The organism is Aeromonas tecta, from assembly GCF_000820185.1.
In the GTDB taxonomy this organism is placed as follows: Bacteria; Pseudomonadota; Gammaproteobacteria; order Enterobacterales; family Aeromonadaceae; genus Aeromonas; species Aeromonas tecta.
The window spans coordinates 243,973-266,918 of the sequence record NZ_CDCA01000025.1 but is presented as its reverse complement, the minus strand read 5'-3'; the positions used below and the strand labels follow the sequence as shown (position 1 = coordinate 266,918).

23 protein-coding genes and 1 pseudogene are annotated in these 22,946 nt (G+C 60.7%); 10 read left to right on the top strand and 14 right to left on the bottom strand.

Going from position 1 to position 22,946, the window contains the following annotated elements; all coding sequences use genetic code 11:
* Positions 1-134: 134 nt before the first annotated feature.
* Positions 135-1,358, bottom strand: a complete 1,224-nt coding sequence (pepT, locus tag BN1137_RS10370; protein WP_050718525.1) for a peptidase T — start codon at positions 1,356-1,358, stop codon at positions 135-137.
* Between the two features lie 943 nt (positions 1,359-2,301).
* Positions 2,302-2,448, bottom strand: coding sequence for a hypothetical protein (locus BN1137_RS22410; RefSeq protein WP_157433702.1), 147 nt, complete (start codon positions 2,446-2,448; stop codon positions 2,302-2,304).
* Here BN1137_RS22410 and speA point away from each other — a divergent pair.
* Positions 2,429-4,330, top strand: coding sequence for a biosynthetic arginine decarboxylase (speA, locus tag BN1137_RS10365; RefSeq protein WP_050718524.1), 1,902 nt, complete (start codon positions 2,429-2,431; stop codon positions 4,328-4,330). The two genes, BN1137_RS22410 and speA, sit on opposite strands and share 20 nt — an antisense overlap.
* Positions 4,331-4,423: 93 nt before the next feature.
* On the opposite strand, the gene BN1137_RS10360 is transcribed toward speA, so the two are convergent.
* Together BN1137_RS10360 and BN1137_RS10355 are read right to left on the bottom strand one after the other, a co-directional pair.
* Positions 4,424-5,593: an LPS O-antigen chain length determinant protein WzzB gene (locus BN1137_RS10360; RefSeq protein WP_050718523.1), complete on the bottom strand. Its 1,170-nt coding sequence runs from the start codon at positions 5,591-5,593 to the stop codon at positions 4,424-4,426.
* 187 nt (positions 5,594-5,780) lie between these two features.
* The gene (locus BN1137_RS10355; RefSeq protein ID WP_050718522.1) at positions 5,781-6,002 is read right to left on the bottom strand and encodes a hypothetical protein; all 222 of its coding nucleotides are present in this window, start codon (positions 6,000-6,002) and stop codon (positions 5,781-5,783) included.
* Between the two features lie 157 nt (positions 6,003-6,159).
* Here BN1137_RS10355 and BN1137_RS10350 point away from each other — a divergent pair, with 157 nt between their 5' ends.
* Entirely contained in the window at positions 6,160-6,747 is a 588-nt protein-coding gene (locus tag BN1137_RS10350) for a histidine phosphatase family protein (RefSeq protein ID WP_050718521.1), read from the top strand.
* A 63-nt stretch (positions 6,748-6,810) separates the two neighbouring features.
* Here the strand turns inward: BN1137_RS10350 and BN1137_RS10345 are convergent, their stop codons facing one another.
* Complete coding sequence (locus BN1137_RS10345; RefSeq protein ID WP_232306921.1) at positions 6,811-7,329, bottom strand: HNH endonuclease; 519 nt, start codon at positions 7,327-7,329, stop codon at positions 6,811-6,813.
* Positions 7,330-7,747: 418 nt separating this feature from the next.
* Between BN1137_RS10345 and BN1137_RS10340 the strand changes: the two genes are divergently transcribed.
* Positions 7,748-8,215: a hypothetical protein gene (locus tag BN1137_RS10340; RefSeq protein ID WP_050718519.1), complete on the top strand. Its 468-nt coding sequence runs from the start codon at positions 7,748-7,750 to the stop codon at positions 8,213-8,215.
* 116 nt (positions 8,216-8,331) lie between these two features.
* Positions 8,332-8,700 (top strand): VOC family protein, encoded by a 369-nt coding sequence (locus BN1137_RS10335; RefSeq protein WP_050718518.1) that lies wholly within the window; start codon positions 8,332-8,334, stop codon positions 8,698-8,700.
* A gap of 110 nt (positions 8,701-8,810) precedes the next feature.
* On the opposite strand, the gene BN1137_RS10330 is transcribed toward BN1137_RS10335, so the two are convergent.
* Both BN1137_RS10330 and gdhA read right to left on the bottom strand, forming a co-directional pair.
* A complete protein-coding gene (locus tag BN1137_RS10330) occupies positions 8,811-9,026 on the bottom strand; it encodes a DUF3955 domain-containing protein (RefSeq protein WP_050718517.1) in 216 nt (71 codons plus the stop codon).
* Positions 9,027-9,224: 198 nt separating this feature from the next.
* On the bottom strand, positions 9,225-10,571 hold the full coding sequence (gene gdhA, locus BN1137_RS10325) for an NADP-specific glutamate dehydrogenase (RefSeq protein WP_050718516.1): 1,347 nt from the start codon (positions 10,569-10,571) through the stop codon (positions 9,225-9,227).
* Positions 10,572-11,152: 581 nt separating this feature from the next.
* Here gdhA and rluF point away from each other — a divergent pair.
* A complete protein-coding gene (rluF, locus tag BN1137_RS10320; protein WP_050718515.1) occupies positions 11,153-12,169 on the top strand; it encodes a 23S rRNA pseudouridine(2604) synthase RluF in 1,017 nt (338 codons plus the stop codon).
* Between the two features lie 42 nt (positions 12,170-12,211).
* Here rluF and BN1137_RS10315 read toward each other — a convergent pair whose 3' ends face one another.
* Both BN1137_RS10315 and BN1137_RS10310 read right to left on the bottom strand, forming a co-directional pair.
* The gene (locus tag BN1137_RS10315; RefSeq protein WP_050718514.1) at positions 12,212-13,462 is read right to left on the bottom strand and encodes an MFS transporter; all 1,251 of its coding nucleotides are present in this window, start codon (positions 13,460-13,462) and stop codon (positions 12,212-12,214) included.
* On the bottom strand, positions 13,455-13,958 hold the full coding sequence (locus BN1137_RS10310; RefSeq protein ID WP_050718513.1) for a nucleoside deaminase: 504 nt from the start codon (positions 13,956-13,958) through the stop codon (positions 13,455-13,457). Before BN1137_RS10310 ends, BN1137_RS10315 begins: the two co-directional genes overlap by 8 nt.
* Before the next feature lie 125 nt (positions 13,959-14,083).
* On the opposite strand from BN1137_RS10310, the gene BN1137_RS10305 reads away from it, so the two are divergent.
* Entirely contained in the window at positions 14,084-14,926 is an 843-nt protein-coding gene (locus BN1137_RS10305; protein WP_050718512.1) for a LysR family transcriptional regulator, read from the top strand.
* A 34-nt stretch (positions 14,927-14,960) separates the two neighbouring features.
* On the opposite strand, the gene BN1137_RS10300 is transcribed toward BN1137_RS10305, so the two are convergent.
* The 4 genes and pseudogenes from BN1137_RS10300 to BN1137_RS10285 all read right to left on the bottom strand — a co-directional run bounded on the left by BN1137_RS10300 (position 14,961) and on the right by BN1137_RS10285 (position 17,287).
* A complete protein-coding gene (locus BN1137_RS10300) occupies positions 14,961-15,428 on the bottom strand; it encodes a GyrI-like domain-containing protein (RefSeq protein WP_050718511.1) in 468 nt (155 codons plus the stop codon).
* Positions 15,429-15,511: 83 nt separating this feature from the next.
* Positions 15,512-15,691, bottom strand: a complete 180-nt coding sequence (rsmS, locus tag BN1137_RS10295) for a pleiotropic regulatory protein RsmS (RefSeq protein ID WP_050718510.1) — start codon at positions 15,689-15,691, stop codon at positions 15,512-15,514.
* 99 nt (positions 15,692-15,790) lie between these two features.
* Positions 15,791-16,261: pseudogene (locus tag BN1137_RS10290) on the bottom strand (acyl-CoA thioesterase).
* 162 nt (positions 16,262-16,423) lie between these two features.
* The gene (locus BN1137_RS10285) at positions 16,424-17,287 is read right to left on the bottom strand and encodes a DMT family transporter (RefSeq protein ID WP_050718509.1); all 864 of its coding nucleotides are present in this window, start codon (positions 17,285-17,287) and stop codon (positions 16,424-16,426) included.
* A 61-nt stretch (positions 17,288-17,348) separates the two neighbouring features.
* On the opposite strand from BN1137_RS10285, the gene BN1137_RS10280 reads away from it, so the two are divergent.
* Entirely contained in the window at positions 17,349-17,999 is a 651-nt protein-coding gene (locus BN1137_RS10280) for a tellurite resistance TerB family protein (protein ID WP_050718508.1), read from the top strand.
* 183 nt (positions 18,000-18,182) lie between these two features.
* Positions 18,183-18,641: a GNAT family N-acetyltransferase gene (locus BN1137_RS10275; protein WP_050718507.1), complete on the top strand. Its 459-nt coding sequence runs from the start codon at positions 18,183-18,185 to the stop codon at positions 18,639-18,641.
* 30 nt (positions 18,642-18,671) lie between these two features.
* On the opposite strand, the gene BN1137_RS10270 is transcribed toward BN1137_RS10275, so the two are convergent.
* Entirely contained in the window at positions 18,672-20,108 is a 1,437-nt protein-coding gene (locus BN1137_RS10270) for an aminotransferase-like domain-containing protein (protein ID WP_050718506.1), read from the bottom strand.
* A 120-nt stretch (positions 20,109-20,228) separates the two neighbouring features.
* On the opposite strand from BN1137_RS10270, the gene BN1137_RS10265 reads away from it, so the two are divergent.
* The gene (locus BN1137_RS10265) at positions 20,229-21,800 is read left to right on the top strand and encodes a cytochrome ubiquinol oxidase subunit I (RefSeq protein ID WP_050718505.1); all 1,572 of its coding nucleotides are present in this window, start codon (positions 20,229-20,231) and stop codon (positions 21,798-21,800) included.
* Positions 21,800-22,927 carry a cytochrome d ubiquinol oxidase subunit II gene (gene cydB / locus BN1137_RS10260; protein ID WP_050718504.1) on the top strand — a complete coding sequence of 376 codons (1,128 nt, stop codon included), beginning with the start codon at positions 21,800-21,802 and terminating at the stop codon, positions 22,925-22,927. The genes BN1137_RS10265 and cydB overlap by 1 nt, the downstream gene beginning before the upstream one ends.
* The last annotated feature ends 19 nt before the right edge of the window (positions 22,928-22,946 follow it).

Sequence of the window (22,946 nt, the reverse complement as noted above, 5' to 3'; positions counted from 1 at the left end):
AAGGGAGGCTATGCCTCCCTTTTGCTTGATGGCAGTCAGTCTGGCTATAAACGTGAGCATTTATGGCATGTCTGTCTGCTGAGTGATGACAGGGTGAGCGGCTGGCCCGCCCTGCCTGTGGTGTCGTACCCCGCTCAGGCCTTCTCGGTGGCGGTGAGGCGGACCAGCTCCACCAGGGTGGTGACCGCTTTTTCCATGGATTGCAGCGGAATGAACTCGTGCTTGCCGTGGAAGTTGTGACCCCCGGTGAAGATATTCGGGCAAGGCAGCCCCATGAAGGAGAGGCGGGCGCCGTCGGTGCCACCGCGAATGGGCTTGATCTTGGGCACCACGTCGGCGGCGACCATGGCGGCCTTGGCCAGCTCGACGATGTGCATGTGCGGCTCTATCTGGCTGCGCATGTTGCGATAGCTATCGGTGATCTCGAGCTCGATACGCGCCTTGGGGCTCTCCAGCTGCAGCGAGGCGACCCGCTCCTTGAGTTGGGCCTTGCGGGCGGCGAAGGCGTCGTCATCAAAATCGCGGATGATGTAGTGCAACTCGCTCTGCTCGACGTTGCCGCTCATCTGCGCCAGGTGGAAGAAGCCCTCATAACCGTCGGTGCACTCCGGCGTCTGCTCGGGTGGCATGGCGGCATGGAAGCGGGCGGCCAGGGTCTGGCTGTTGATCATGCTGCCCTTGGCGGTGCCGGGGTGCACGTTGTTGCCGATGAAGCGCACCGTGGCGCTGGCGGCGTTGAAGTTTTCGTATTCGAGCTCGCCCAGCTCACCGCCGTCGACCGTGTAGGCCCACTTGGCCGGGAATCTGTCCAGCGGGAACAAGTCGGCGCCGCGGCCAATTTCCTCATCCGGGGTGAAACCGACCCAGACATCGCCACGGGGGATCTCGGGATGGGCCTGCAGATGGGCGATGGCGGTCAGGATCTCGGCGATGCCTGCCTTGTCATCGGCGCCGAGCAGGGTGGTGCCGTCGGTGGTGATGAGATCCTGGCCGAGATAGTTTTTCAGGCAGCGGTACTGATGAATGGCCAGCACCTCGTCCCCCTTGCCGAGGCAGATATCCCCCCCCTGATAGCATTCGACTATCTGCGGCACCACCCGCTCGGCCTCGTAATCGGCGGTGTCCATGTGGGCGATGAGGCCGATGGCCGGCGCACCCGGCCGGTTGCCCGGCAGGCAGGCGGTGAGGTAGCCATGTTCATCCAGGATGACCTGGCTCAAGCCAAGTTGTTCCATTTCCACCCGCAGGGCTTGGGCGAAGACGCGCTGGCCCTCGCTGCTGGGGCAGGCGGAATTGGTCGCATCGGAGCGGGTATGAAAAGTCAGGTAACGCAGAAAACGCTCAAGCAGGGTATCCATTGACAGGCCTCGGACAGATGATGAGCGGCCATTGTGGCCAATCCTGCCCACTGGCTTATTGCGTCAGCGCAGTTTTTTGGCGCATTTGTCTAACTGGGGTAGGGCGGGTCAAGGAAGGGCGGTGGCAGGAACGCGAGAGACAGTTGTGTCGGTCATTGAATAAAAATGCCAAATAAAAAACTGATTAAGCACATGAGGGAGGGGCGAATATGACCCCGGCCCAGCACTGGCAGGGGGTGAGCACAAATGCCGGGTTCACCTGTTATTTTCAGGGCTAATCGGACGGGGGCGTATCCCTTCCTATCCCAGAGCCCGCCTAGCTGGCAGCCGGATCTGAACAGCTAAATAAAACCCGTTTTTTTACGCGATTTTTTATTGTCAGTGGCCGCGGTAAATGTGTACACTCCGCGCCGATCCGAGGTAACCCTGAGCAGGCAACGCCGCCAGACACCGAGAGGATCACACGCCTATAGGGCGAGGCACGCAGAAACGACAGACACTGCTAGGGCATGGTTTCTTTAATACCGGTTAGGCTCCGGTATCAGGGAGAACAACGGACTCTCATCACTCAGCCGACCGAGTGAGCCAACGGCTCATCATCTCCCTTGTCATGGGCGGTCACTGGTGTTGAGTTGGCTGTGGCGGTTGTCGTCTAACAACACGGTTGCGTGCTGACGTCTTCCCTCTCTTCCTCGATCCCACCCTTGTTGTCGTGATGGCTGCCGAATGATGAACCAACGGCGTGGCTGATGCCGCTGGTCATCAAAGTACCGCGGCGCTGCTTGGCAGCACCGCATACCGTTGAGCTTGATGTAAAGCCACCAGCCCCACATCAAGACTCGTTACTTCCCAAGATCCACCAGGCAGCTTCGGCTTGCCGCGATGTGCAGACAGATGGTCTGGATGTGACTGAAGGTAAGGAAGGCGGCCAGCGGCCGTTCATTCACGCCCCGTCACGTGCCAGGGTCCAGCAGGCCGCTTTGGCTTGCCGCTGTGTGTCATCGATGGTCTGGATGTGATTGAGGGTAACGAAGGCGGCCTTCTGGCCGCTCATTTGCGAGGCATAGCCCATGACTAACTGGTCCAGCAAGGACTCCTTGAAGGTCTACAACGTTCCCTACTGGGGTGCGGGTTTTTTCAATATCAATGACGCCGGTCATGTGACCGTCGCCCCCGACAAGTCTCGCCCCGAGGCGCAGATCGTGCTGTCCGATGCCATCGAACAGCTGCGCCAATCCGGGCTGACCACCCCGGTATTGCTGCGTTTCCCCGACATCCTCAAGAGCCGGGTCGATGCGTTGTTCAACGCCTTCGGTCAGGCCATCGAGAAGTCAGGCTATGAAGGGGATTATCTGTGCGTTTACCCGATCAAGGTAAACCAGCAGCGCCGCGTCATCGAGACCATCAGCCAGTCCTACAGCGACAAGCCAAGGCTTGGGCTGGAAGCCGGCTCCAAACCGGAGCTGTTGGCCGTGTTGTCCCATCACCATGAGCAAGGCTCGGTGATTGTGTGCAACGGCTACAAGGACCGCGAATATATCCGCCACGCCCTCCTGGGCAACCTGATGGGCCACAAGGTCTACATCGTGGTGGAAAAACCCTCCGAGCTGGAAATGGTGCTGGACGAGTCAGTTCGTCTCAACATCAAGCCCAACATCGGGGTGCGTGCCAAGCTCGCCTCTACCGGTTCCGGTATGTGGGAATCGAGCGGCGGCTCCATGTCCAAGTTCGGCCTCTCCGCGTCCCAGATTTTGGCGCTGGTCGAGCGTCTGCGCAGCCTCGGCAAGCTCGACTGCCTGCAACTGCTGCACTTCCACCTCGGCTCCCAGATCGCCAACATCCGCGATATCCAGGGTGGCATCCGTGAGTGCGGCCGCTTCTACGCCGAACTGCGTCGCCTTGGCGTGCCCATCGACGTGGTCGATGTCGGCGGCGGTCTGGGTGTGGACTATGAGGGCACTCGCTCCCAGAGCCACTGCTCCGCCAACTACAGCCTGTCCGAGTACGCCAACAACGTGGTGTGGGGCATCGGCGACGTGTGCCGCGAGTTCGACCTGCCGCACCCGACCATCATCAGCGAGTCCGGCCGTGCCCTGACCGCTCACCACGCCGTGCTGGTCACCAACCTGATTGGTGCCGAAGGGGTGGAGATGAACGACATCAGCGAGCCGGGCGAGGATGCGCCGACCATTCTGCAGAACATGTGGAAAGGCTGGCTGGACCTGCGCAGTGACGATCCCTCCCTGCTGGAGATCTATCACGACTCGGTGGCTGACCTTGGCGATGTGAACACCCAGTACACCATGGGCTTGCTCAACCTGGAGCAACGCGCCTGGGCCGAGATGCTGCACCAGAACACCTGTCTGGCGCTCAAAGAGCTGCTCAACCCGGTCAACCGCAACCACCGCGCCCTGGCCGACGAGCTCTCCGAGAAATTGGCGGACAAATGCTTCGCCAACTTCTCCCTGTTCCAGTCGCTGCCCGATGCCTGGGGTATCGGCCAGGTGTTCCCGGTGATGCCGCTGACCGGCCTTGAGCGTCCGCTCACCCGCCGTGGCATCCTGATGGACATCACCTGCGACTCCGATGGTCAGGTCGAACACTACGTCGACGGTCTGGGTGTCGAGAGCACCCTGCCGATGCCGGAGTACGGTGAAGACGAAGTGTGCCACGTCGGCTTCTTCCTGGTCGGTGCCTATCAGGAGATCCTCGGCGATCTGCACAACCTGTTCGGTGACACCCACTGCGCGGAAGTGTGGCTCGATGAAGAAGGCAAGATGGACATCCGTAACGTGGTGCGTGGCGACACCGTCGACCAGCTGCTGCGTTACGTCAACATCGATCCTTCGGTTATTCGCGAGAACTATCAGCGCATCGCCTCCCACCCGGCGCTGGACGACGCAACCCGCAAGGCCCTGCTCGACGAGCTGGAGCTGGGTCTGCAAGGCTACGCCTACCTGGAAGACGAATAGGTCTCTGGCTTGTTCGCCCCGTCGGTAGAAAAAGACGGGAATAAAAAACGGCGCCTTCGGGCGCCGTTTTTGTTTATTTTTTTAACATTCGTGTTAGCCAGCTTTGGCATATTCAGGCTGGTAGTCGTAACCTGATATCCGAGTTCTCTTTTGCTGTCTGAGCGCATGTTGGAGCAGCACCATAGCGATGCCTAACATGCCTCCAAGCATTGTCGCTAAGATGACAATTAATGGGCGTTTAGGTTGGTCACGCTTCAATGGTGAGCTGGGGGTATCTAGATAAGAGAAGGGCACTAGTTTCATATTATTGAAGCTGATGTTTTCCAATCTATTGAGTTTTACCTTTAACTCCATTACTTCTGGCATATAATCTTCAATTTTTAACGACTTGAGTATGGTGAGCTTTCTCTCTAACGCATCTTTTCCTAGCGTGATGGGGAAGCGATCACCATAATTGAAGTTTTCTAACGGCTTGCTCACTCCTGCAGCATTGGCGATACTCATGCTGTATTCAATTCCCTCAATCTCTCTTGCCAGGCTACGCTTGGCATCTTCAGTGCTGAGTTTTATCTTTAGACGCAGGTTCTCGATTTGGCTGCTTTTGTTATCCTCTAAAACTTCAAATAACTCTTTGCTCTGTAATCCGACAATATAATCTATATAGCCAGTCAACATGGGTAAGACATCTGCTTTTTTAAAAAAGGAGAAAGAAAGATGGATACCTGGCAATCCTCCTTTTTTATCTTCAAGAGATACCTTCATCCACTCTGACCAAGTTCTCAGTAACCTCTGCTGCTCCAAATTATTCAAGTTATTACTTTTAACATAGTCTTTGATCTGAGTCGTGGTTTGCAAATAGTCGCTTATATTATTATAAGATTTAAATTCCAATAAAAAATCATTATAGATAGCGGCGTTACTTTTTGTGCCTACTAAGCCTTGTATATCAAGTATGGCCCTGAGGCGATCCAATTCCAGAGTGTCTCGTGGCTTAGGTTGATAAATAGTTGCATTGGCAGTCCACTGTTCAGAAGCTGTCATGGCATACAATAATCCCAGGCAACCACAGATAAACATCGCGAGAAAGATCCGAAATTTTTTCCTCCACAATAATGAGATCAGTTCGGAAAGATCGATCTCATCATCGCGATGTGCTATTTCATGTCTATCGCTGAGCTTGTTGTCTATTCTATCATTCATGGCTGAGTTGGTCATAAATTGTCGCAGGTCTTCGTTTATACTGCATTTGAGACCTGTTTTCACCTATTTATTCATTATTTCTAGATAGTAAATGGATTCCTGGTCCTCCTATGAGTACGTTTATTTTTTGTTTCTTAATTGTGAGTTATTGTTGATTTTCTAAATTAATGAACGAGTGCTGGAGATGGAGATATAGAGGACGAATAACGGCTGTGCCTAGTCATTTTCTGCTAAGGATTATGATCAGTGATCATTGCATATTATTAACGACGCTGTTCGGGCTAAGTAGGGATTTAGCTATCACCAGCAGAAAATGACAGAAAGTGTAGATGCCATTGGCGTGAGGATATTTCTGGACCACATAGGTGATGTTGGACCTGTACTTCTCGATGGCCTGCGCCTCGGTATTTGCGTAGATAACGTCATCTTTCACTTCAAACTCTTGATCCAGCAGGGTGATCTTGTCCTCCATGAATATGGGGCGTTGGCATCCAGATAGGTATAGGCCCGCTGACGCACAGCATTTTCCGCTAGAGCCAAGACGGCAACGATCCATGGCGCCGCCACTCAGGGTGGATATCTGTTATCCTGTCTCTTCGTCTTATCTCGTTGAACCTGTTGGATAAACTATGTCTCGCACCCTCTATCTACTGCGCCACGGCCAGACCCGCTACAACGCCGAGCAGCGGCTGCAGGGGCGCTGCAACTCGGATCTGACCGCCAAGGGTGAAGCCCAGGCCATCGCCATGGGCGTTCGTTTACGTGAACAGTTACACGATCCCGCCCAATGGACTATCTATGCCAGCCCGCTTGGCCGGGCTCGCCAGACGGCAGAATTCGTCTGCCAGCAGTTGGGGTTGGATAGCGAGCGCATCATCTGGGATGAGCGGCTGGTTGAGCTCGGTATGGGGGAGTGGGAGAGCTGCCGGGTACCGGATCTGCTGGCAGATCATCCGACGCTGGATATCAGCCAGCCGGACTGGTATCTGCAGGCCCCGGCCGGAGAGGATTTTCAAAGCATCCAGCGTCGGGCCCAGAACTGGCTGATGGACCCGGCGATTGCCGAGCGCGCCATCATCGTCTCCCACGGCCTGCTCGGCGCCATGCTACGCGGCGTCTACGCCGATCTCGACTACGCCACCACCTGGTCACAAGACCTGCCGCAAGATGCCTTCTTCAAGCTCAGCGGCGGCCACATCGAGCGGATCGCGTGCTAAGTCGTAACGAAAACGGCTCGCCATTGGCGAGCCGTTAGGAAAACCAGGTCAGCAAGGATCCGATTATTCCCGCACTAGCCTGGCTAACCGCTGGTACAGCGCCTCCTTCAAGGCAAATTGATGGGCGCTATAGTGCAAGGCGCGGTGGCAATTAGGGCACAGTGCCACCGTATTACCGACGGTATCTGAGCCATTCTCGGCCAAGGTGCGCAGGTGATGCACCTCCAAGAAGGACTCACCGGTGGCGGTGATAAAGGGCGCCTGTTGGCCACAAGATTCGCACTTGCCGTCAGCCACCTTGAGCACCCACGCCTTCACCCTGGGGTCACGGCTATAGCGAGTTGTTGTGCCGTAGTGCGGCTTTGGTTCTTGGGTACCGCCGGGCATGGTCAGCAGTGGTTTTGCCTTGCTGTGGATGACCTCGTGTTCGAATGTGGCTAATCCCCTGTTAGGTTGTCCGCTCAGTTCGCAGAGCAGGCGTTCGATGATGGGGGCGTTATGGGGGCCGACATTCTTGGCCGGTTTTAACCCCGTGACCCAAGGGCGACCCAGCAGGGAGCAGATGTAAGAGATGTTCTGCATGCGATATTCAAACGACTTCGGAGTACGACCAAACCGATTGGCGAGGCTCGCGTAATAGTGCTTCTTAACGAAGGGGGTCGCGCTCAACTCCTTTGCCCGCATCTCTAGGTATGCCTCGACGGCTGCTCTTAACTCTTCTTCTGTCCAACTACCGCTCAAGGCTCGTCCTCTCATCCAACTGGGTAGATGATTCCCGCCTCTTATCCGGCTCAATGCGGCAAGCGAGGTTTCATCTGGGTTAAGTTATGCAAACTCGCATCTTAATCCAAATGACGCCTTCATTCAGCCTGGGCCGCGTGATCCCGTCCATAGCCCCGATAAATTTATACAAATAAATCAGTAGGCTACTATTGGCCTTGGCCAATCCTTGCGCATTGGCCTGATAAGGGCTTAGCAAGACAAACACCAGGAGGGTGCGATGGATCCGGTTTCTTATCTTTTTTCGGCCTATCTCAATTTGGTGCAGCAACAGGTGTCGGATCACTATGAGGCCGAGCTTAAAACCTTGGCGGTGGAGTATGAGGGGGAGCAGGTGCCTTTTGCCCTCCAGTTCTGGAACATTCAGCCCAAGAGTGTCTGCCGTCCCTATGAGCAGGATGTGCGGCGCTTCAGCCAGTGCACCGTCAAGGCGACCGCGCTGTTTGGCAAGTTGTGCGATGAGCTGTCGCGCCAGGATGACCGCGGTTGGCAGCTAGCCAAGTATCGCTCCATGTATTGCTCGGCCGCCCACAGCTACCGCCCCATGATCGCCGAGATTGGTGATGCCAGTCAGGATGCTACTCGCCTGGCGGAACGTGCTTGCAATCAGGCCATTCTGGCCGCGATGGACAGCGAGGATGTGGTGCTTTTGGCTCAGCGTGACCAGGCCTGCGCCCCGCGGCGATGAGCATATTTCCTGTAGAAAATAGGTGCTCGGTTGTGGCGCTTTGCATGCCATGACGCAGTTTCCCTCGCCGAGCCTGGCTATGATGGAGCCAGATGCTGAGGTGAACAGGAGGAAGCATGATCAGCCATATCGACCATCTGGTATTGACGGTGAGCGACATCGAGCGCTCGGCCGCATTTTACAGTTCGGTACTCAAAATGGAGGCCGTCACCTTCGGGGCAGGGCGGCGGGCGCTGCGCTTTGGCAACCAGAAGATCAATCTGCAACTGCTGGGGCAGGAGCCGCGCAACCGAGCGCAGGTGGGGGCGGGGGATCTTTGCCTCATCACCCGCTGGCCGCTGGATCAGGTGATATTGCAGCTCAGCGACCAGGGGGTTGAGATAGTGGAGGGGCCGGTGACCAAGAGCGGTGCCTGCGGACCCATCGAATCTGTCTATTTTCTGGACCCGGATCAGCACCTTATCGAGATAAGCCGTTACCTATAAGGTTGAGTATGCTGGTTTAGATAAAAAAGCAGCGAATAATACCTGTGGCGAAATGAATCTCAGAGACTTTGACTGCCATGGCCTCTGATTGGGGAATATCGACCGCTGGCTCAGTCAGGCTGTGAGGGTCTTGGCCGACGTCTCGCCCTGACTAACCCGAAGAGGACCAGTCCCGCCCCCGCCAGCAGCAACAGATAGCCAAGGGGGAGCAGGGCGAAGGGCTCTTGCAAGAATCCCTGTTGATCGAGAGTGGAGCCGATCAGGCTGAACGCCATAAAGCTGGCGATCCCCATCACTATCAAGAGCATGCCTATTCTGACCATCATATTGATCTCGCTACGCGTTGAAGAGCACGCAGACTCCCATGCCAGGGTGAAGGGAGTGTGAAGTGGGGCGTGAAAGGCACAGAGTGCCAAGCCATCTGCAAGCACGATGGAAAAGGGCAGCCCTGGGCTGCCCTTTTGTTACCTGAAGTGTGCTATCTGACGGGAACGAGTTGCTCGCCCCTCGCTATGCCTTGAGGATTAACAGACTCCTTGCGCCAGCATGGCATCGGCGACTTTCACGAAGCCGGCGATATTGGCGCCGCTCTCGTAGTTCACATGATGCTCGCCGTCCTGGCCATAGCGCACGCAGGTGCTGTGAATGCTGGTCATGATCTCCTTGAGGCGTGCATCCACCTCTTCCCGGCTCCAGTTAAAGCGCTGAGCGTTCTGGCTCATCTCCAGACCCGAGGTAGCGACGCCCCCCGCGTTGGCGGCCTTGCCCGGCGCAAACAGCACCCGGGCTTGATGGAACGCCTGGATGGCGGCGGCGCTGCTCGGCATGTTGGCCCCCTCGGCCACCAGCTGCACGCCGTTGGCAATCAAGGCAGCCGCGTCTGACTCGTCCAACTCGTTTTGAGTGGCGCAGGGCAGCGCGACCTGAGTCGGCAGATGCCAGGGAGTGCGACCGGTGAAGAACTCCAGCCCCTGCTCATGGGCATAATCGGCGACCCGCTGGCGCTGCTCGTTCTTGAGTTCCATCAGGCGAGCCAGCTTCTCGGGGGTGAAGCCGTCCGGATCATAGACGGTGCCGCCGGAGTCGGAGGCGGTGATGACGCGGGCGCCGAGCGCCATCGCCTTCTCGATAGCGTATTGCGCCACGTTGCCCGAGCCCGATACGGACACCGTCATGCCCGCCAGCGACTGGCCGCGGTGGGCCAGCATGGCTTCTACGAAGTAGAGCAGGCCATAACCGGTGGCTTCCGGGCGAATGAGGCTGCCGCCAAAGGAGAGTCCCTTGCCGGTGAAGACGCACTCGGCGCTGTTGGTGAGCTTCTTCATCATGCCCGCCATGTAGCTAACCTCGCGCCCGCCGACGCCGATGTCGCCGGCCGGCACGTCGGTGTTGGCGCCAAGGTGGCGATAGAGCTCCAGCATCAGCGCCTGACAGAAGCGCATCACTTCTCCTTCGCTCTTGCCCTTGGGATCGAAATCACTGCCGCCCTTGCCGCCGCCCATGGGCAGGGTGGTGAGGGCGTTCTTGAAGGTCTGCTCGAAGGCCAGGAATTTCAGCACCGAGAGATCCACCGAGGGGTGGAAGCGCATGCCGCCCTTGAAGGGGCCGATGGCGGAGCTGTGCTGGATGCGATAGCCACGGTTGACCCGCACCTGGCCCCTGTCATCTACCCAGCTGACGCGAAATTGAATGAGTCGTTCCGGCTCTACCAGCCGCTCCAGCAGACCCTGTTGCAGATAGCGAGGGTGGCGCTCGATAAAGGGCCAAATGGAGGCAACCACCTCGCTCACCGCCTGAATGAACTCGGGCTGATGGGCGTTGCGCGCGGCCACCTGGGCCAGGAACTCTGTCTGGGAAAGGGAATGACTCATCTGTAACTCCTGTAATAAAGGGAAAATTGGCCTCGTGCCAGAGAAGGGATCATGCCCGCATTCAGTTTTATGTTCGATGTTGAAAGTGAATGCGGGTAAAAATTTGTTTAGCGACGGGAATTGCCGACAATGATGGAACTGACGCCGTTGCATGGCCGAAACGAGAGTGATAATTCGCGCTGCCTAAAATCTTTTTATGCATTTTTAGTTAATAAATAGCAAGCGATAGTTCTCCGGCGCTGTGCGATCGGCGTCATCCCCTCGGTGCCACTTTGGATGGGGCGAAACAGAGCGGCGAAGGTGGCCGGTGCGCGGTGGATTACCGGGTCATCGGGCGCACAGAGGGGTTGGCGAGCCGACCGGGGTGGAGGTGAGGGGCGTAGCGCCGGGGCCGGACGTAACTATCCGGCGAATGGATCGGGGCAATATGCTACTGTAGCGGCGTTTTTTTGAAGAACACGCAGGCTTTGACCCTTTTGAAGATGCTTTTTGCAGATGGAATGGTATGCAGACTAACTCGATGATGACCCGGCTGACCCAGCCAACAATCCCCATGAATTCAATGATGTGGCAGGTGACCCATGCTGGCTGATGAATCCATGCGCCTTAATAAATACATCAGCGAGAGCGGCATCTGCTCGCGCCGTGAGGCCGATCGCTTCATCGAGCAGGGCCACGTCTTCATCAATGGCAAGCGAGCCGGCATCGGCGATCAGGTGTTTGCCGGGGATCTGGTCAAGGTCAACGGTCAGGTGATCGAGGCGCGCGAAGCGGACAGCCTGGTATTCATCGTGCTCAACAAACCGGTGGGCATCGTCTCCACTACCGAGTCGGGCGAGAAGGACAACATCGTCGACTTCGTCAACCACAGTACCCGTATCTTCCCCATCGGCCGACTCGACAAAGATTCCCAGGGGCTCATCTTCCTGACCAACCACGGCGATCTGGTCAACAAGATCCTGCGGGCCGGCAACGATCACGAGAAAGAGTACCTGGTGACCGTCGACAAGCCGGTGACCGATGAGTTCATTCGCGGCATGGGCGCCGGGGTGCCGATCCTCGGCGCCGTCACCAAGAAGTGCAAGGTGAAGCGCGAGGCCCCCTTCGTGTTTCGCATCACCCTGGTGCAGGGCTTGAACCGCCAGATCCGCCGCATGTGCGAGCACTTCGGCTTCGAAGTCACCAAGCTCGAGCGGGTTCGCATCATGAATGTCAGCCTCAAGGGGCTGCCGGTAGGCGAGTGGCGCGATCTGACCGACGACGAGCTGATCGAGCTGTTCAAGCTGATTGAAGACTCCTCCTCCGAGGTGAAACCCGCCAAGGGGGCGCAGCCCGCCAGCGTGCAAGGGGCCAAGCCCAAGGCGGCCAGCGCGCAGGGCAAGAAGCCCCGTCGGGACGATGACCACGAGATTGGCGGGCGCCCCAACGTGCCCGGGCCCTCGGCGTTTGAGAACAAGAGCCCTGCGGGCAAGGGTGGCGCAGGCAAGGTGGCGGCCGGTAAAGGCGCCGCTGGCAAGGGCGCTCCGGCCAAGGGCGGCAAACCGGCTGCGGGCAAACCGCGTTCCCCCCAGGCCGGACGGCAGAAGAAGGGGCGCTAAGGCGCCCCGTCACTCGCTTTCCATGCTCCCAATACACCGGCCCTAGGCCGGTGTATTGCTTTGCGCCAAGGGAGAAATGGCGCTGGCGACCGGCTCGGGCACCTGGGCAGGCAGGCGCATCGCGCGCGGGTAGTGCAAGGGATTGAGCCGCAGCACCAGCAGGCTCATCAGCATCAAACCGCCGAGCTGCCACTGCCAGGCGGCGGCAAAGTCGCCGCTGTGGTGGTAGAGGCGGGCCGCCACCCAGGGGCCGGTGGCCGCAAGCATGAAGCCGACCCCTTGCATCAGGGCACTCAAGCTCCCGGCCCGGCGCGGATCCGGCAGGTGATCGAGCGCTATCACCATGATGAGGGAGAAGCTGCCACCGAGCCCGGCGCCGCACAGCATGCACCAGAGAATGGGGGCGCTGGCCGGCGCCAGCCAGAGGCCGCCAAAACCCAGCACCTGCAGCAAGATGGCGAGCCCCATCCAGGGGCGCCTGTCCAATCTACGCGCCGCCAGCACCGGCAGGCCGAGGCCGCTCAGGGTCTGGGCCAGCGCCAGCCAGGCGACCAGTTCTCCCCCTTGCTGGGCACTCAGGCCCTGCGCCATGTAGGCCGGTGCCAGCCAGGCCACGACGATGCCGTAGCCGCTGTTGATGATGCCAAAGCAGAGGATCAGCAGCCAGCTGCGGGGCAGGCCGATCAATCGCTGCTCTCCCTGTGGCTGCGGGACGCGGGTCGCCGTCGGCAGCCGCACCCGCCAGCCGAGCCAGATCAGTGCTAGCAGCACCGGCAGGCTCCACAGCGCCAGCACCCTTGACCAGTTCAGCTGGCTCGCGAGCTGGGGGCTGAGCACGGCGCCAAGGGCGCCGCCCCCCATCATGCAGGCGGAAAAGATCCCCATCACCAGTGGCACCCGCTGGGCGAAGGCGCCCTTGATGAGGCCGGGCAGCACCCCCTGCACCAGCGCCGAGCCCAGACCGCAGAGGGCGGCGCTGATGATGAGCAGGGCGCCGCTGCTCAGGTCAAAGCGCAGGGCACTGCCGAGCGCCAGCAGCAGCAGCGCCGCGCCGAGCAGTTGGCGCGGGCTGGTACGGCGCAGCAGGGCGGGGGTAAACAGCACGCCGACCCCGATCAGCAGCAGCGGCAGCAGCGTCACCCAGGCGAGGTTATCCATGCCGAGCGACAGCCGCGCGTCTATCTGCCCCGCGAGGGGGCCTATGGCGGTGAGGAAGGGGCGCAAGTTGATGCCAATCAGCATCACCAGCACCAGCAAGGCACCGTTGCCTTCCTGAATAGATGGCTTACTCATGGGTGGTATGGCCGTAGAGGGTGGCGGCCGAGATGGGGCTCGGCAGCTTGATGAGCGGCAGGGGCGGCGGGTTGAGGGGCAGCCGCAAGGCGGCGTAGGCCGCACTGCTGTCAAAACCGAAGGGGGCGGCGTCCTGATTGTCGAAGGCGTAGTAGACGGCGCTGATGCCGTTCATCACCAGCGCACTCAGGCACATGGGGCAGGGGTGGCCGCTGGCGTAGACCACGGCGCCCTTGAGCGGCCCTTGCTGGCTGGCGCCCCGCAGCGCCTCCATCTCCGCGTGACGGGTGGGATCGCCTGCCTCCAGCATGCGATTGACCGCACTCGCCACCAGCCGGTTGTCTCGCACCAGCAAGGCGGCGAAGGGGCGGCCGCCCTGTTGGCGATGAGTCAGCGCCAGGTGCAACACCTGCTCCAGCCACTCCTGATGACTGACATTGGTGAGAGAGGTCAGTGAATTGACGAGCCGGGCACCGGACTGAGCGGTCTGTGGCATGGGGAGATCCTGCAAGAAAGGGGCGTGGGGGCAGCCTAGCGGCCTCGCAATGCATTTGGAAATTAAATGATAGAATGACTATCAGTGATTTTATAAATGGATATCTAGGCCAAATGGAGAGACCCATGCTGGATCCCCAGTTGCTGCGCAGCTTTGTCGCCATTCTCGAGACCGGCAGCTTCACCCGAGCGGGTGAGCGGGTCCATCTGACCCAGTCCACCATCAGCCAGCAGATGCGACGCCTCGAAGAGCAGCTCGGCTGCCCCTTGCTCGACAGAAGTGGACGCACCGTGGTGACCACGGTGGCTGGTGAGAAGCTGCTAGGGTTGGCACGGCGCATCCTGGCGCTGCTGGACGAGGCCCGGGAGCGGGTCAGCGAGGCGAGTATGCCGCTGCGCCTCGGGGTGCCGGAGGATTTCGCGGCCGGGGCCATGGCGCCGGTGCTGGCAGCCTTCGCCCGCCAATATCCGACGGTCAGACTGGAGGTGCAGAGCGGCCTCAGCCACGAGTTGTGGCGCAGTTTCGAGGAAGGGGGGCTGGATCTGGCCCTGGTCAAGCAGGCGCGGGGGCAGGGTGACCCCGTCGCCCGCTGGCGCGAGCCGCTGGCCTGGGTCGACAGCCGTGACTGGCCCGCCAGTGGCAGCGATCCCGTGCCGCTGGTGGTGTTTCCGAGTGAAGGGCTCTATCGACGTCAGCTGACCGATAGCCTCGACGTGATGGGGCTGCGCTGGCGTATCGCCTATGTCAGTGCCAGCCTCGCCAGCCTGCAGGGGGCGGTGAGTGCCGGCATCGGCGTCAGCCTGCTGCCGCGCCGGTTGTTGCTGCCGGATCAGCAGGAGCTGTCAGATTGGCCTTCGGTGCGCTCCATCGAGCTGGCGTTGCACCTAAATGCGGGGGGCGGCAAACCGCTGATCCAGCTCAGCCAGGCCCTTATCGCCCTGTGCGAGGAAGTGATGGGGCCGCGCTGAGGGGCTGAGCTGAGGCATCAGGAAGAAGTCGTGCTCAGGCGATAGCCTGTCTGGGCAGCACGGCGAGCCAGATTTCCACTTCGCCGCTGCCGGTCAAAGGATCAAACTCGGCGCCGTAGCGCTCGAAATCGGGCTTGTGGGCAGACCCATAATCGGATTGTGCCAGCCAGTCCAGCGCCCCTTGCCAGGTTTGTGGCAGGGTAGCGACATGGCCCCGATGCAGAAAGACGGCGTAGGTCTGGGGGGCGATGCGCATCCGGCCAAGAGCCTTGGGCAAGACCTCCAGCGTGCCCACTTCCACCGCGCACATATACTCGCAGCCGCTCTCGTCGGCGCCGCAGATGACGCCGTAGGCGTGCTCCCCGAGCTGGCCTGGTAGTGGCCCCAGTGCACCGAAGTCGCGCCACTGGCCTGCGAAATCCCCCTGTTGAAACAGGTGATGACGGCGCAAGCCCCCCAGCAGCATGGGGCGACCTTGCTCGAATCGGATGGGTGCTGTCATGACGTCTCCTCTCTGCCGGTTGGATAAATGAGGCCTGTTGCTATTCGGCCGCCAGCGCGGCCTGTTCAGCCGCGCGTTTCCCCTCAGTCGTGGTCAGTGCCGTCTGCTTGCGTGTGCGTGGCCTGCTGGACCTTTCGCTCATAGTCCCGCTGCACTATGGCCAGCGCCGCCAGGGCCAGGGCCGGATCGATCTCGTTGGTTTCCAGTAGCTCGATAAGATCCACCGCGAGTTTGATCTCGGGCGGTGCATTTTCCAGTGACATCCTCTTCTCCGCGTCTCGTCTGATGCTGGCGGCCAGTATACAGGGCCACGGCCAGATTGGGGCAGGCTAGGCGGGTGCTTCTGCGGCTGGTGGCCCGGGTCACAGATGCTGGCGCATCTCCTTGTCTATCTCCTCGCGCAGCGCCATCAATTTCTGGGCGTATTGTTGCAGCTGTTTATCGGCAGCGGAGACCGGCTGCCATTGGGGCACCTTGCTCGGTTTACCGCTCTCGTCCATGGCGACGAAGATGATGATGCAGTGGGTAGTCTTGTGGCGCTCCCGGCTGGCGGGGTGGCGGCTGTAGACATCCACCGCCAGGTGCATGCTGGTGGTGCCGGTGTGGATCACCTGGGCGTGCACCTCCACCAGCTAGCCTATCTGGATGGGGCGCAGGAAGCGAATGCCACCGACATAGACGGTGACGGCGTAGCCACTGCACCAGCCGGCGGCGCAGGCATAGCCCGCCTGATCGATCCACTTCATCACCATGCCGCCGTGCACCTTGCCACCGAAATTGACGTCGGCGGGCTCGGCCAGAAATTGCAGGGTCAGCTCGCGGGGTGGGGTCATGGGGTCTCCTCTGATGATGTTGCTGTCGGTCATGGTGATTGGATGATAAAGGATGCTGGTTCAATGGGCGCCGGGCTGACAGCGCTCTTTTCAGTCACCCCTGTTTACCCATGACCAGCTGGCTGGACGAGTGCTTGAAATGGCGCGCCTGCATGACCATGTTCAGGTTTTGTCGGGTGCATTTCGCTCGGCGCCGGGGCGTCCCCATATGACCAGGGCTATGCCCCCGACTATGCCCAGGGTTGACAATAACAGCCGCCATGACCATGACTCATCCAACCAGATGAGCCCGCCGAGGGCCGCGAGCAGGGGGACCAGCAGCTGGACGCTGGCGGCCAGGGTACGCCCGAGCTGAGGCAACACCCGATACCAGAGCGCGTAACCCAGCCCGGAGGCGAGGGCCCCCGAGGCCAGGGCGTAGCCGATGGCGGTCGGGCTGGCTTCAAGCCGTCCCAGCAACAGGTAGAGCAAGGCTGCCAGTAGGCTGGCACGCAAGAAGTGGCCGGCGTTGGCGGCGAGGGGATCGCTAAAGCGCGGTGCGCGCAGGCTGTAGCAGGCCCAGGCGATGCCGGCTGCCATCATCAGCACGGCTCCCAGGGGATCCGGCGCGGTGATCCCGGGCAGTAGCAGCACAATCAACCCCGCCATGGCGAGCAGCAGACCGCCCCACTGACGAGGGGGCAGCCGTTCGCCCCGGAGCAGGGGCGGGATCAGCATGCTGAGCTGAACGGCGGCAAACAGCAGCAGGGCTCCGGTGCCCGTGGTCAGGGTGAGGTAGGCAAAAGAGAAGGCGGCGGCGTAGGTGATGAGGGCCAGTGCACCGCCCCAATCCCCCTGGCGCGGGGGACTGGGACGGCGCGTGGCACAGAGCAGGAACAACATCAGGGCGCCGCTGGTCAGACGCAGCAGAGTGAACAGTGCCGGATCCATCCGCTCGTCGAACAGGGCAAGGCGGCAGAGCAGCGAGTTGGCGGCGAACGCCATCAGCGTCAACAGGGTCAGTAGCTGCAGGCGTGATAATGGCATTTATTCACCTTGAGTTCAGTGGGTGCGACCCAGCATGAGCAATATGTAACGAGGAGGGCCTATGAAACAGATACTCGATCAACTGCTGGGCAGCGGCAAGAGCTGGCTCAATGATGGCGGCGACAGCCGCAAGGCGCAGATGAAAGGCATGGCGCAAGGTGGCCTGGCCGCCGGCGCCATGGCCTTGTTGCTCGGCAATAAGAAGCTGCGCAGCTATGGCGGCAAGGTGGCGGCGGTAGGCGGTGCGGCGGCCCTCGGCGGCCTCGCCTACAAGCTCTATCAGGATTGGCAGGCCCAGCAGGGCGGGGCAACGCAACCGAGCCAGCCCCTCGATAGCCTGCAGGGCCAGGCGCTGGATGCACGCGCTACCTTGCTGGTGCGCGCCATGGTGGCGGCGGCCAGGGCCGATGGTCACATCGACGACGCCGAGCGCCAGAAGATCCAACAGTATCTGACCGAGCAGGGCCAGAGCGACGCGGCGCGCTGGATTGAGGCCGAGCTGGCTCGCCCGCTCGATCCCCAGGCGCTGGCCCGGGAAGTGACCGACATGGAGCAGGCCACCGAGGTCTATCTCGCTTCCCTGCTCACCGTCGAGGTGGATCACTTCATGGAGCGTGGCTATCTGGACGAGCTGGCGCGCGCCCTCAAGCTCGATGACAACCTCAAGGCCAGCATAGAGCGGCAGGTGGCCCAGCTGGACGCACCGAGCTGATCAGCTCTTCATCGTGCAGGACAAACAAGGCCCCATCATGGGGCCTTGTTGTTGGTGCTTGGTGGATAAAAAGCCTCAAACGGATTTCTTTTTCCCCTTGGCTGCCGTTATGATTGACCCATTCGCCCCCTGCTGGGGGCGGTATTGTTGACTTCGAAAGTGCGACATTGCAGGGAGCAGCCATTGAACATACGCAAGGCAACCGAACAGGATATCGATGCCATCCTCGAACTGAATCGGCAGATCGGATTGATCCATGTCGAGCAGGCCCCCGAGGTGTTTTGTCCGCCTTCACCGGAGGAGCGTGAATTTTTGCTCAATGCCATCGGCGCCGAGGGACGATTGTTCTGTGTGGCGGTGGATGAGCAGCAGGTGTTGGGATTTCTGACCGCCAGGGTAGATATCAATGACTCTGTCCCCTTTCTCAGCAAGCTTCCTATTTGTCGCATCGGCTCCGTGGTGGTCGATGAGGCCCACCGCTCTCGCGGCATCGGCAAGGCACTGATCGCCCATTGCGACCATTGGGCCAAGGCCCATGACGCGAGTCAGATCCGTCTTGAGGTGATGTCCTTCAATGAGAGGGCCAAGTCGCTTTACGAATCCCTTGGCTTCACCAGGCAATCCGAAATCTACGCCCGATAAGCGGGGTATTTCTCTACGTTCAAGGCCCCATTATGGGGCCTTGTTGTTGACGGTGCCTTGCTGGTCTAGCTGCTGGTGGATCAGCGCCGCCAGCCGGGTAAGCGCCGCCTCCAATTCGGGGCTCCAGGGATGGGAGCTGTTGAGGCGTAGGCAGTGGTTGTACTGACCCAGGCTCGAGAACAGGGCCCCCGGTGCCAGCGAGAAGCCGCAGGCCAACGCCTGGGCATGCAGCGCCCGACTGTCGAGCCGGGCATCAAATTCCAGCCAGAGGAAGTAGCCGCCATCCGGGGCACTGATGCGCACCTCGGGGAAGAGGCGCAGCAAGGCCGCCCGCATCTGCTGCTGGCGCTGGGCCAGGGTATGGCGCAGGCGTCGAAAGTGCGCATCCACCCCGCCCTGGCGCAGCATGTCGGCCAGCGCTAGCTGGCTCGGCACATTGGTCGACAGGGTCGACATCAGCTGCAACCGTTGAATGCGCTCGGCATGGGGCCCGGCCACCACCCAGCCGACCCGAAAACCCGGCGCCAGGCACTTGGTCCAGGAGCTGCACAGCAGGCTGTCGCCGCGGGCGTCCCAATATTTGATGGGCCTGGGCCGCTCACGACCAAAATAGAGCTCGGCGTAGACGTCGTCCTCCACCAGCGGCACCCGGTGCTCGTTGAGCAGCGCCATCAGGGCCTGCTTGTGGCCATCCGGCATGGTATGGCCGAGCGGGTGCTGGACGTTGCCCATCAGCCAGCACGCCTTGATGGGGCGTTGGGCCAGCGCCTCGATCAACAGGGCGAGATCGATACCCACCCCGGGGATCACCGGGATCTCCACCACGTTGAGTTTCAAGCGCTCGATGGCCTGCAGCGCGCCGTAGAAGGTGGGGGATTCCACCACCACCCAGTCCCCCGGCTCGGTCAGTGCCTGCAGGCCGAGGGAGAGCGCCTCCATGGCGCCGGTGGTGATGATGATTTGCTGGGGGTCGACCGCCAGCCCGTCGCTGGCATAGCGCTGGGCGATGGCGCGGCGCAGCGCCTCGTTGCCGGGGGGGAGATCTGCCACCGTGCTGAAGGGGTCGAGCCGGCGCATACAACTGGCCAGGGCCCGGCCGAGTTGCGGGTGAGGGAAGAGGGCGGGATCCGCCACCGCCATGCCAAGGGGCACCAGCTCCCGGGACTTGCTGGTCTGCAACACCTCGAACACCAGATCGTTGATGTCCACCGAGCCGGTGTAGTGCGCCTGTTGCGGGGCGCGGGTGCGCAGCGCGGAGGAGGCGGCCTTGACGTAGTAACCGGATTGGGGCCGCGCCAGGATGAGGCCGCGGCTTTCGAGCAGCTGATAGGCCTGCAGCACCGTCATGGGGCTTAAGTTATGGGTCTTGCAGCTCTGGCGGATGGAGGGGATGCGATCCCCCGGTTGCCAGAGGCCGCGCTCTATCTGTTGTTGCAGCAGGGCTGCCAGTTGGCCGTAGCGGGACATGGTGGGCTCAAACTGTTATAGGTGTATTTCACTATAACTGCATCTGTTATAGGTGTCATGACTCATGGTGTACTTGGCAGGCGAAAACCTGTCTGTTAAATGCAACATAGAGAGTCCTGCATGATTAGCCTGGATGATGTGGTAAGCCTGTCCCGATTGCAGTTCGGGGCCACGGCCATGTTTCACTTCCTGTTTGTGCCCCTCACCCTGGGGTTGTCCTGGATCCTGGTGATCGCCGAATCCGCCTACGTGATGACCGGCAAGGTGATCTACAAGGACATCACCCGTTTCTGGGGCAAGCTGTTTGGGATCAACTTCGTGATGGGGGTGACCACGGGGATCACCCTGGAGTTTCAGTTCGGCACCAACTGGGCCTACTACTCCCACTATGTCGGCGATATCTTCGGCGCTCCCCTGGCGGTGGAAGGGTTGATGGCCTTCTTCCTCGAGTCCACCCTGGTGGGCCTGTTCTTCTTCGGCTGGGACAGACTCTCCCGCGGTCAGCACCTGATGGTGACCGCCTTGGTGGCGCTTGGCTCCAACCTTTCCGCGCTCTGGATCCTCATCGCCAACGGCTGGATGCAAAACCCCGTCGGCGCCGAGTTCAACCCCATGACGATGCGCATGGAGCTGACCGATGTGACCGCCGTGCTGTTCAACCCGGTGGCCCAGGTCAAGTTCGTGCACACGGTGGCGGCGGGTTACGTGGCCGCGTCCCTGTTCGTGATGGGGATCAGCAGCTGGTATCTGCTGCGTCGGATGGAAGTGCGCTTCGCTCTGCGCTCCTTCGCCATTGCCTCCGGTTTTGGCTTGGCCGCCATCCTCTCGGTCATCGTGCTCGGGGATGAGTCCGGTTATCGCACCGGCGAGGTGCAGAAGGTCAAGCTCGCCGCCATCGAGGCGGAGTGGGAGACCGAATCCGCTCCGGCGGCCTTCACCCTTTTCGGCTGGCCGGATCAGAGTGCCGAGAAGACCCATGCGGCCGTGAAGATCCCCTATCTGATGGGCATCATCGCCACCCGCTCCCTGGATGAGGCGGTGACTGGCATCAAGGATCTCAAGGCCGATCACGAGGTGCGTATCCGTAGCGGCATGCTGGCCTATGGCGCGCTGGAGGCGCTGCGCCAGGATGGTGGCAACGGCGCCGCCCGCGCCACCTTCGAGCAGCACCGCCAGGATCTCGGCTACGGTCTGCTGCTCACCCCCCATGCCAAGGACATTGCCAAGGCGGACGAAGCGGCCATCGCCCTGGCGGTGGAGGATTCCGTGCCCCAGGTGGCCCCGTTGTTCTGGAGCTTCCGGCTGATGGTGGGCATCGGCGTGGTGTTGCTCGGGCTCTTTGCCGCCGCCTTCCTGCAACTGTGCAGGGGCCGGTTGGTGCAGTCGCCGCGTCTCTTGAGGGCGCTGTTCTGGAGCATACCGCTGCCCTGGATTGCCATCGAGGCGGGCTGGTTCGTGGCCGAGTTTGGTCGCCAGCCCTGGACCATCAGCGAGGTGCTGCCGGTGTCGGCCTCGGTCTCCTTGCTGCAGCCGGGCCAGATCTGGTTCAGCCTCATCTCCATCAGCCTCATCTACACCAGCCTGCTGGTGGTGGAGCTGTTCTTGTTGCGTCATGTGATCCGCAAAGGGCCCGCCAGCCTGCAGACGGGTCGTTATCAAGGTGAAGTCTTGGCAAGCGGGAGTGCGCTCTGATGGATTACGAAACCCTGAAATTGATCTGGTGGGGTCTGGTGCTGTTCCTGCTCATCGGCTTCGTGGTGATGGACGGCTTCGATCTGGGGGTGGGCCTGCTGTTGCCCATCGTCGGCAAAACCGATGAGGAGCGGCGGGTGCTGCTCAACAGCGTCGGCCCGGTGTGGGAGGGCAACCAGGTGTGGCTCATCGCCGGCGCCGGTACCCTGTTCGCCGCCTGGCCGCTGGTCTATGCCGCCGCCTTCTCGGCGCTCTACGTGCCCTTCATGTTCCTGCTGTTTGGCCTCTTCCTGCGTCCGGTCGGTTTCGACTATCGCAGCAAGCTGCCTGACCCCGTGTGGCGCCGCTGGTGGGACCGCGCTTTGGTGACCGGCGCCCTGCTGCCGACCCTGGTGTTTGGCGCGACGCTGGGCTTTTTGCTGCAAGGCTTGCCGTTTCGCTTCGACTCGCACCTTCGCATCCACTACGGCGTCTTCGATTTTAACTGGCCGCTGCTGCTGACCTGCATGGGCACGGCGCTGGCCCTGCTGATGCTCCATGGCGCCAGCTTCCTGCAGTGCAAGACCCAAGGGGTGATAGCGGAACGCTGCGCCCGCCACAGCCTCTGGCTCGGCCCTCTGGCGAGCGGTCTGTTTGCCCTCGGCGGCTTCTGGCTCAGCCAGATGCGGGGATACCAGATTGCGGAAATAGGGGATCTCAACAGCGCCCTCACCCCGTTGATGAAGCAGGTGATGACGGCGCCGGATGGCTGGTTTGGCAACTTCGTGGCGCAGCCCTGGCTCTGGTGCGTGCCAGTCCTGGGCCTGCTGCTGCCCTTGGTGAGCAGCCTCGCCAGTTTCCGTGGCCGGCCGCGCTTGGCGATCATGGCCAGCGGCGGCGCCTGCGCCAGCATGATGCTGACCATCGCCATCGCCCTGTTCCCCTTCGTGCTGCCCTCGTCGTTGGATCCGTCGAGCAGCCTGACCCTGTGGGATGGCACCTCCAGCGAGGGCACCCTGCTGATCATGCTGGGAATAGTGGGGGTGCTGATGCCCATCAACATCGGCTACACCCTCTGGGTCTACCGGGTGGTGCGCGGCAAGGTCAGCACCGAACAGGTTCGCCAGCACGGCCATAGCCTCTACTAACCGCCTTCTACTCAAGGGA

What these genes read in the sequence shown, in the direction of transcription:
- pepT (WP_050718525.1), bottom strand. Translation starts at nt 1,358, where the DNA reads ATGGATACCCTGCTTGAGCGTTTTCTGCGTTACCTGACTTTTCATACC.
- speA (WP_050718524.1), top strand. Translation starts at nt 2,429, where the DNA reads ATGACTAACTGGTCCAGCAAGGACTCCTTGAAGGTCTACAACGTTCCC.
- BN1137_RS10355 (WP_050718522.1), bottom strand. Translation starts at nt 6,002, where the DNA reads ATGGAGGACAAGATCACCCTGCTGGATCAAGAGTTTGAAGTGAAAGAT.
- BN1137_RS10350 (WP_050718521.1), top strand. Translation starts at nt 6,160, where the DNA reads ATGTCTCGCACCCTCTATCTACTGCGCCACGGCCAGACCCGCTACAAC.
- BN1137_RS10345 (WP_232306921.1), bottom strand. Translation starts at nt 7,329, where the DNA reads ATGCAGAACATCTCTTACATCTGCTCCCTGCTGGGTCGCCCTTGGGTC.
- BN1137_RS10340 (WP_050718519.1), top strand. Translation starts at nt 7,748, where the DNA reads ATGGATCCGGTTTCTTATCTTTTTTCGGCCTATCTCAATTTGGTGCAG.
- BN1137_RS10335 (WP_050718518.1), top strand. Translation starts at nt 8,332, where the DNA reads ATGATCAGCCATATCGACCATCTGGTATTGACGGTGAGCGACATCGAG.
- BN1137_RS10330 (WP_050718517.1), bottom strand. Translation starts at nt 9,026, where the DNA reads ATGATGGTCAGAATAGGCATGCTCTTGATAGTGATGGGGATCGCCAGC.
- gdhA (WP_050718516.1), bottom strand. Translation starts at nt 10,571, where the DNA reads ATGAGTCATTCCCTTTCCCAGACAGAGTTCCTGGCCCAGGTGGCCGCG.
- rluF (WP_050718515.1), top strand. Translation starts at nt 11,153, where the DNA reads ATGCTGGCTGATGAATCCATGCGCCTTAATAAATACATCAGCGAGAGC.
- BN1137_RS10315 (WP_050718514.1), bottom strand. Translation starts at nt 13,462, where the DNA reads ATGAGTAAGCCATCTATTCAGGAAGGCAACGGTGCCTTGCTGGTGCTG.
- BN1137_RS10310 (WP_050718513.1), bottom strand. Translation starts at nt 13,958, where the DNA reads ATGCCACAGACCGCTCAGTCCGGTGCCCGGCTCGTCAATTCACTGACC.
- BN1137_RS10305 (WP_050718512.1), top strand. Translation starts at nt 14,084, where the DNA reads ATGCTGGATCCCCAGTTGCTGCGCAGCTTTGTCGCCATTCTCGAGACC.
- BN1137_RS10300 (WP_050718511.1), bottom strand. Translation starts at nt 15,428, where the DNA reads ATGACAGCACCCATCCGATTCGAGCAAGGTCGCCCCATGCTGCTGGGG.
- rsmS (WP_050718510.1), bottom strand. Translation starts at nt 15,691, where the DNA reads ATGTCACTGGAAAATGCACCGCCCGAGATCAAACTCGCGGTGGATCTT.
- BN1137_RS10285 (WP_050718509.1), bottom strand. Translation starts at nt 17,287, where the DNA reads ATGCCATTATCACGCCTGCAGCTACTGACCCTGTTGACGCTGATGGCG.
- BN1137_RS10280 (WP_050718508.1), top strand. Translation starts at nt 17,349, where the DNA reads ATGAAACAGATACTCGATCAACTGCTGGGCAGCGGCAAGAGCTGGCTC.
- BN1137_RS10270 (WP_050718506.1), bottom strand. Translation starts at nt 20,108, where the DNA reads ATGTCCCGCTACGGCCAACTGGCAGCCCTGCTGCAACAACAGATAGAG.
- BN1137_RS10265 (WP_050718505.1), top strand. Translation starts at nt 20,229, where the DNA reads ATGATTAGCCTGGATGATGTGGTAAGCCTGTCCCGATTGCAGTTCGGG.
- cydB (WP_050718504.1), top strand. Translation starts at nt 21,800, where the DNA reads ATGGATTACGAAACCCTGAAATTGATCTGGTGGGGTCTGGTGCTGTTC.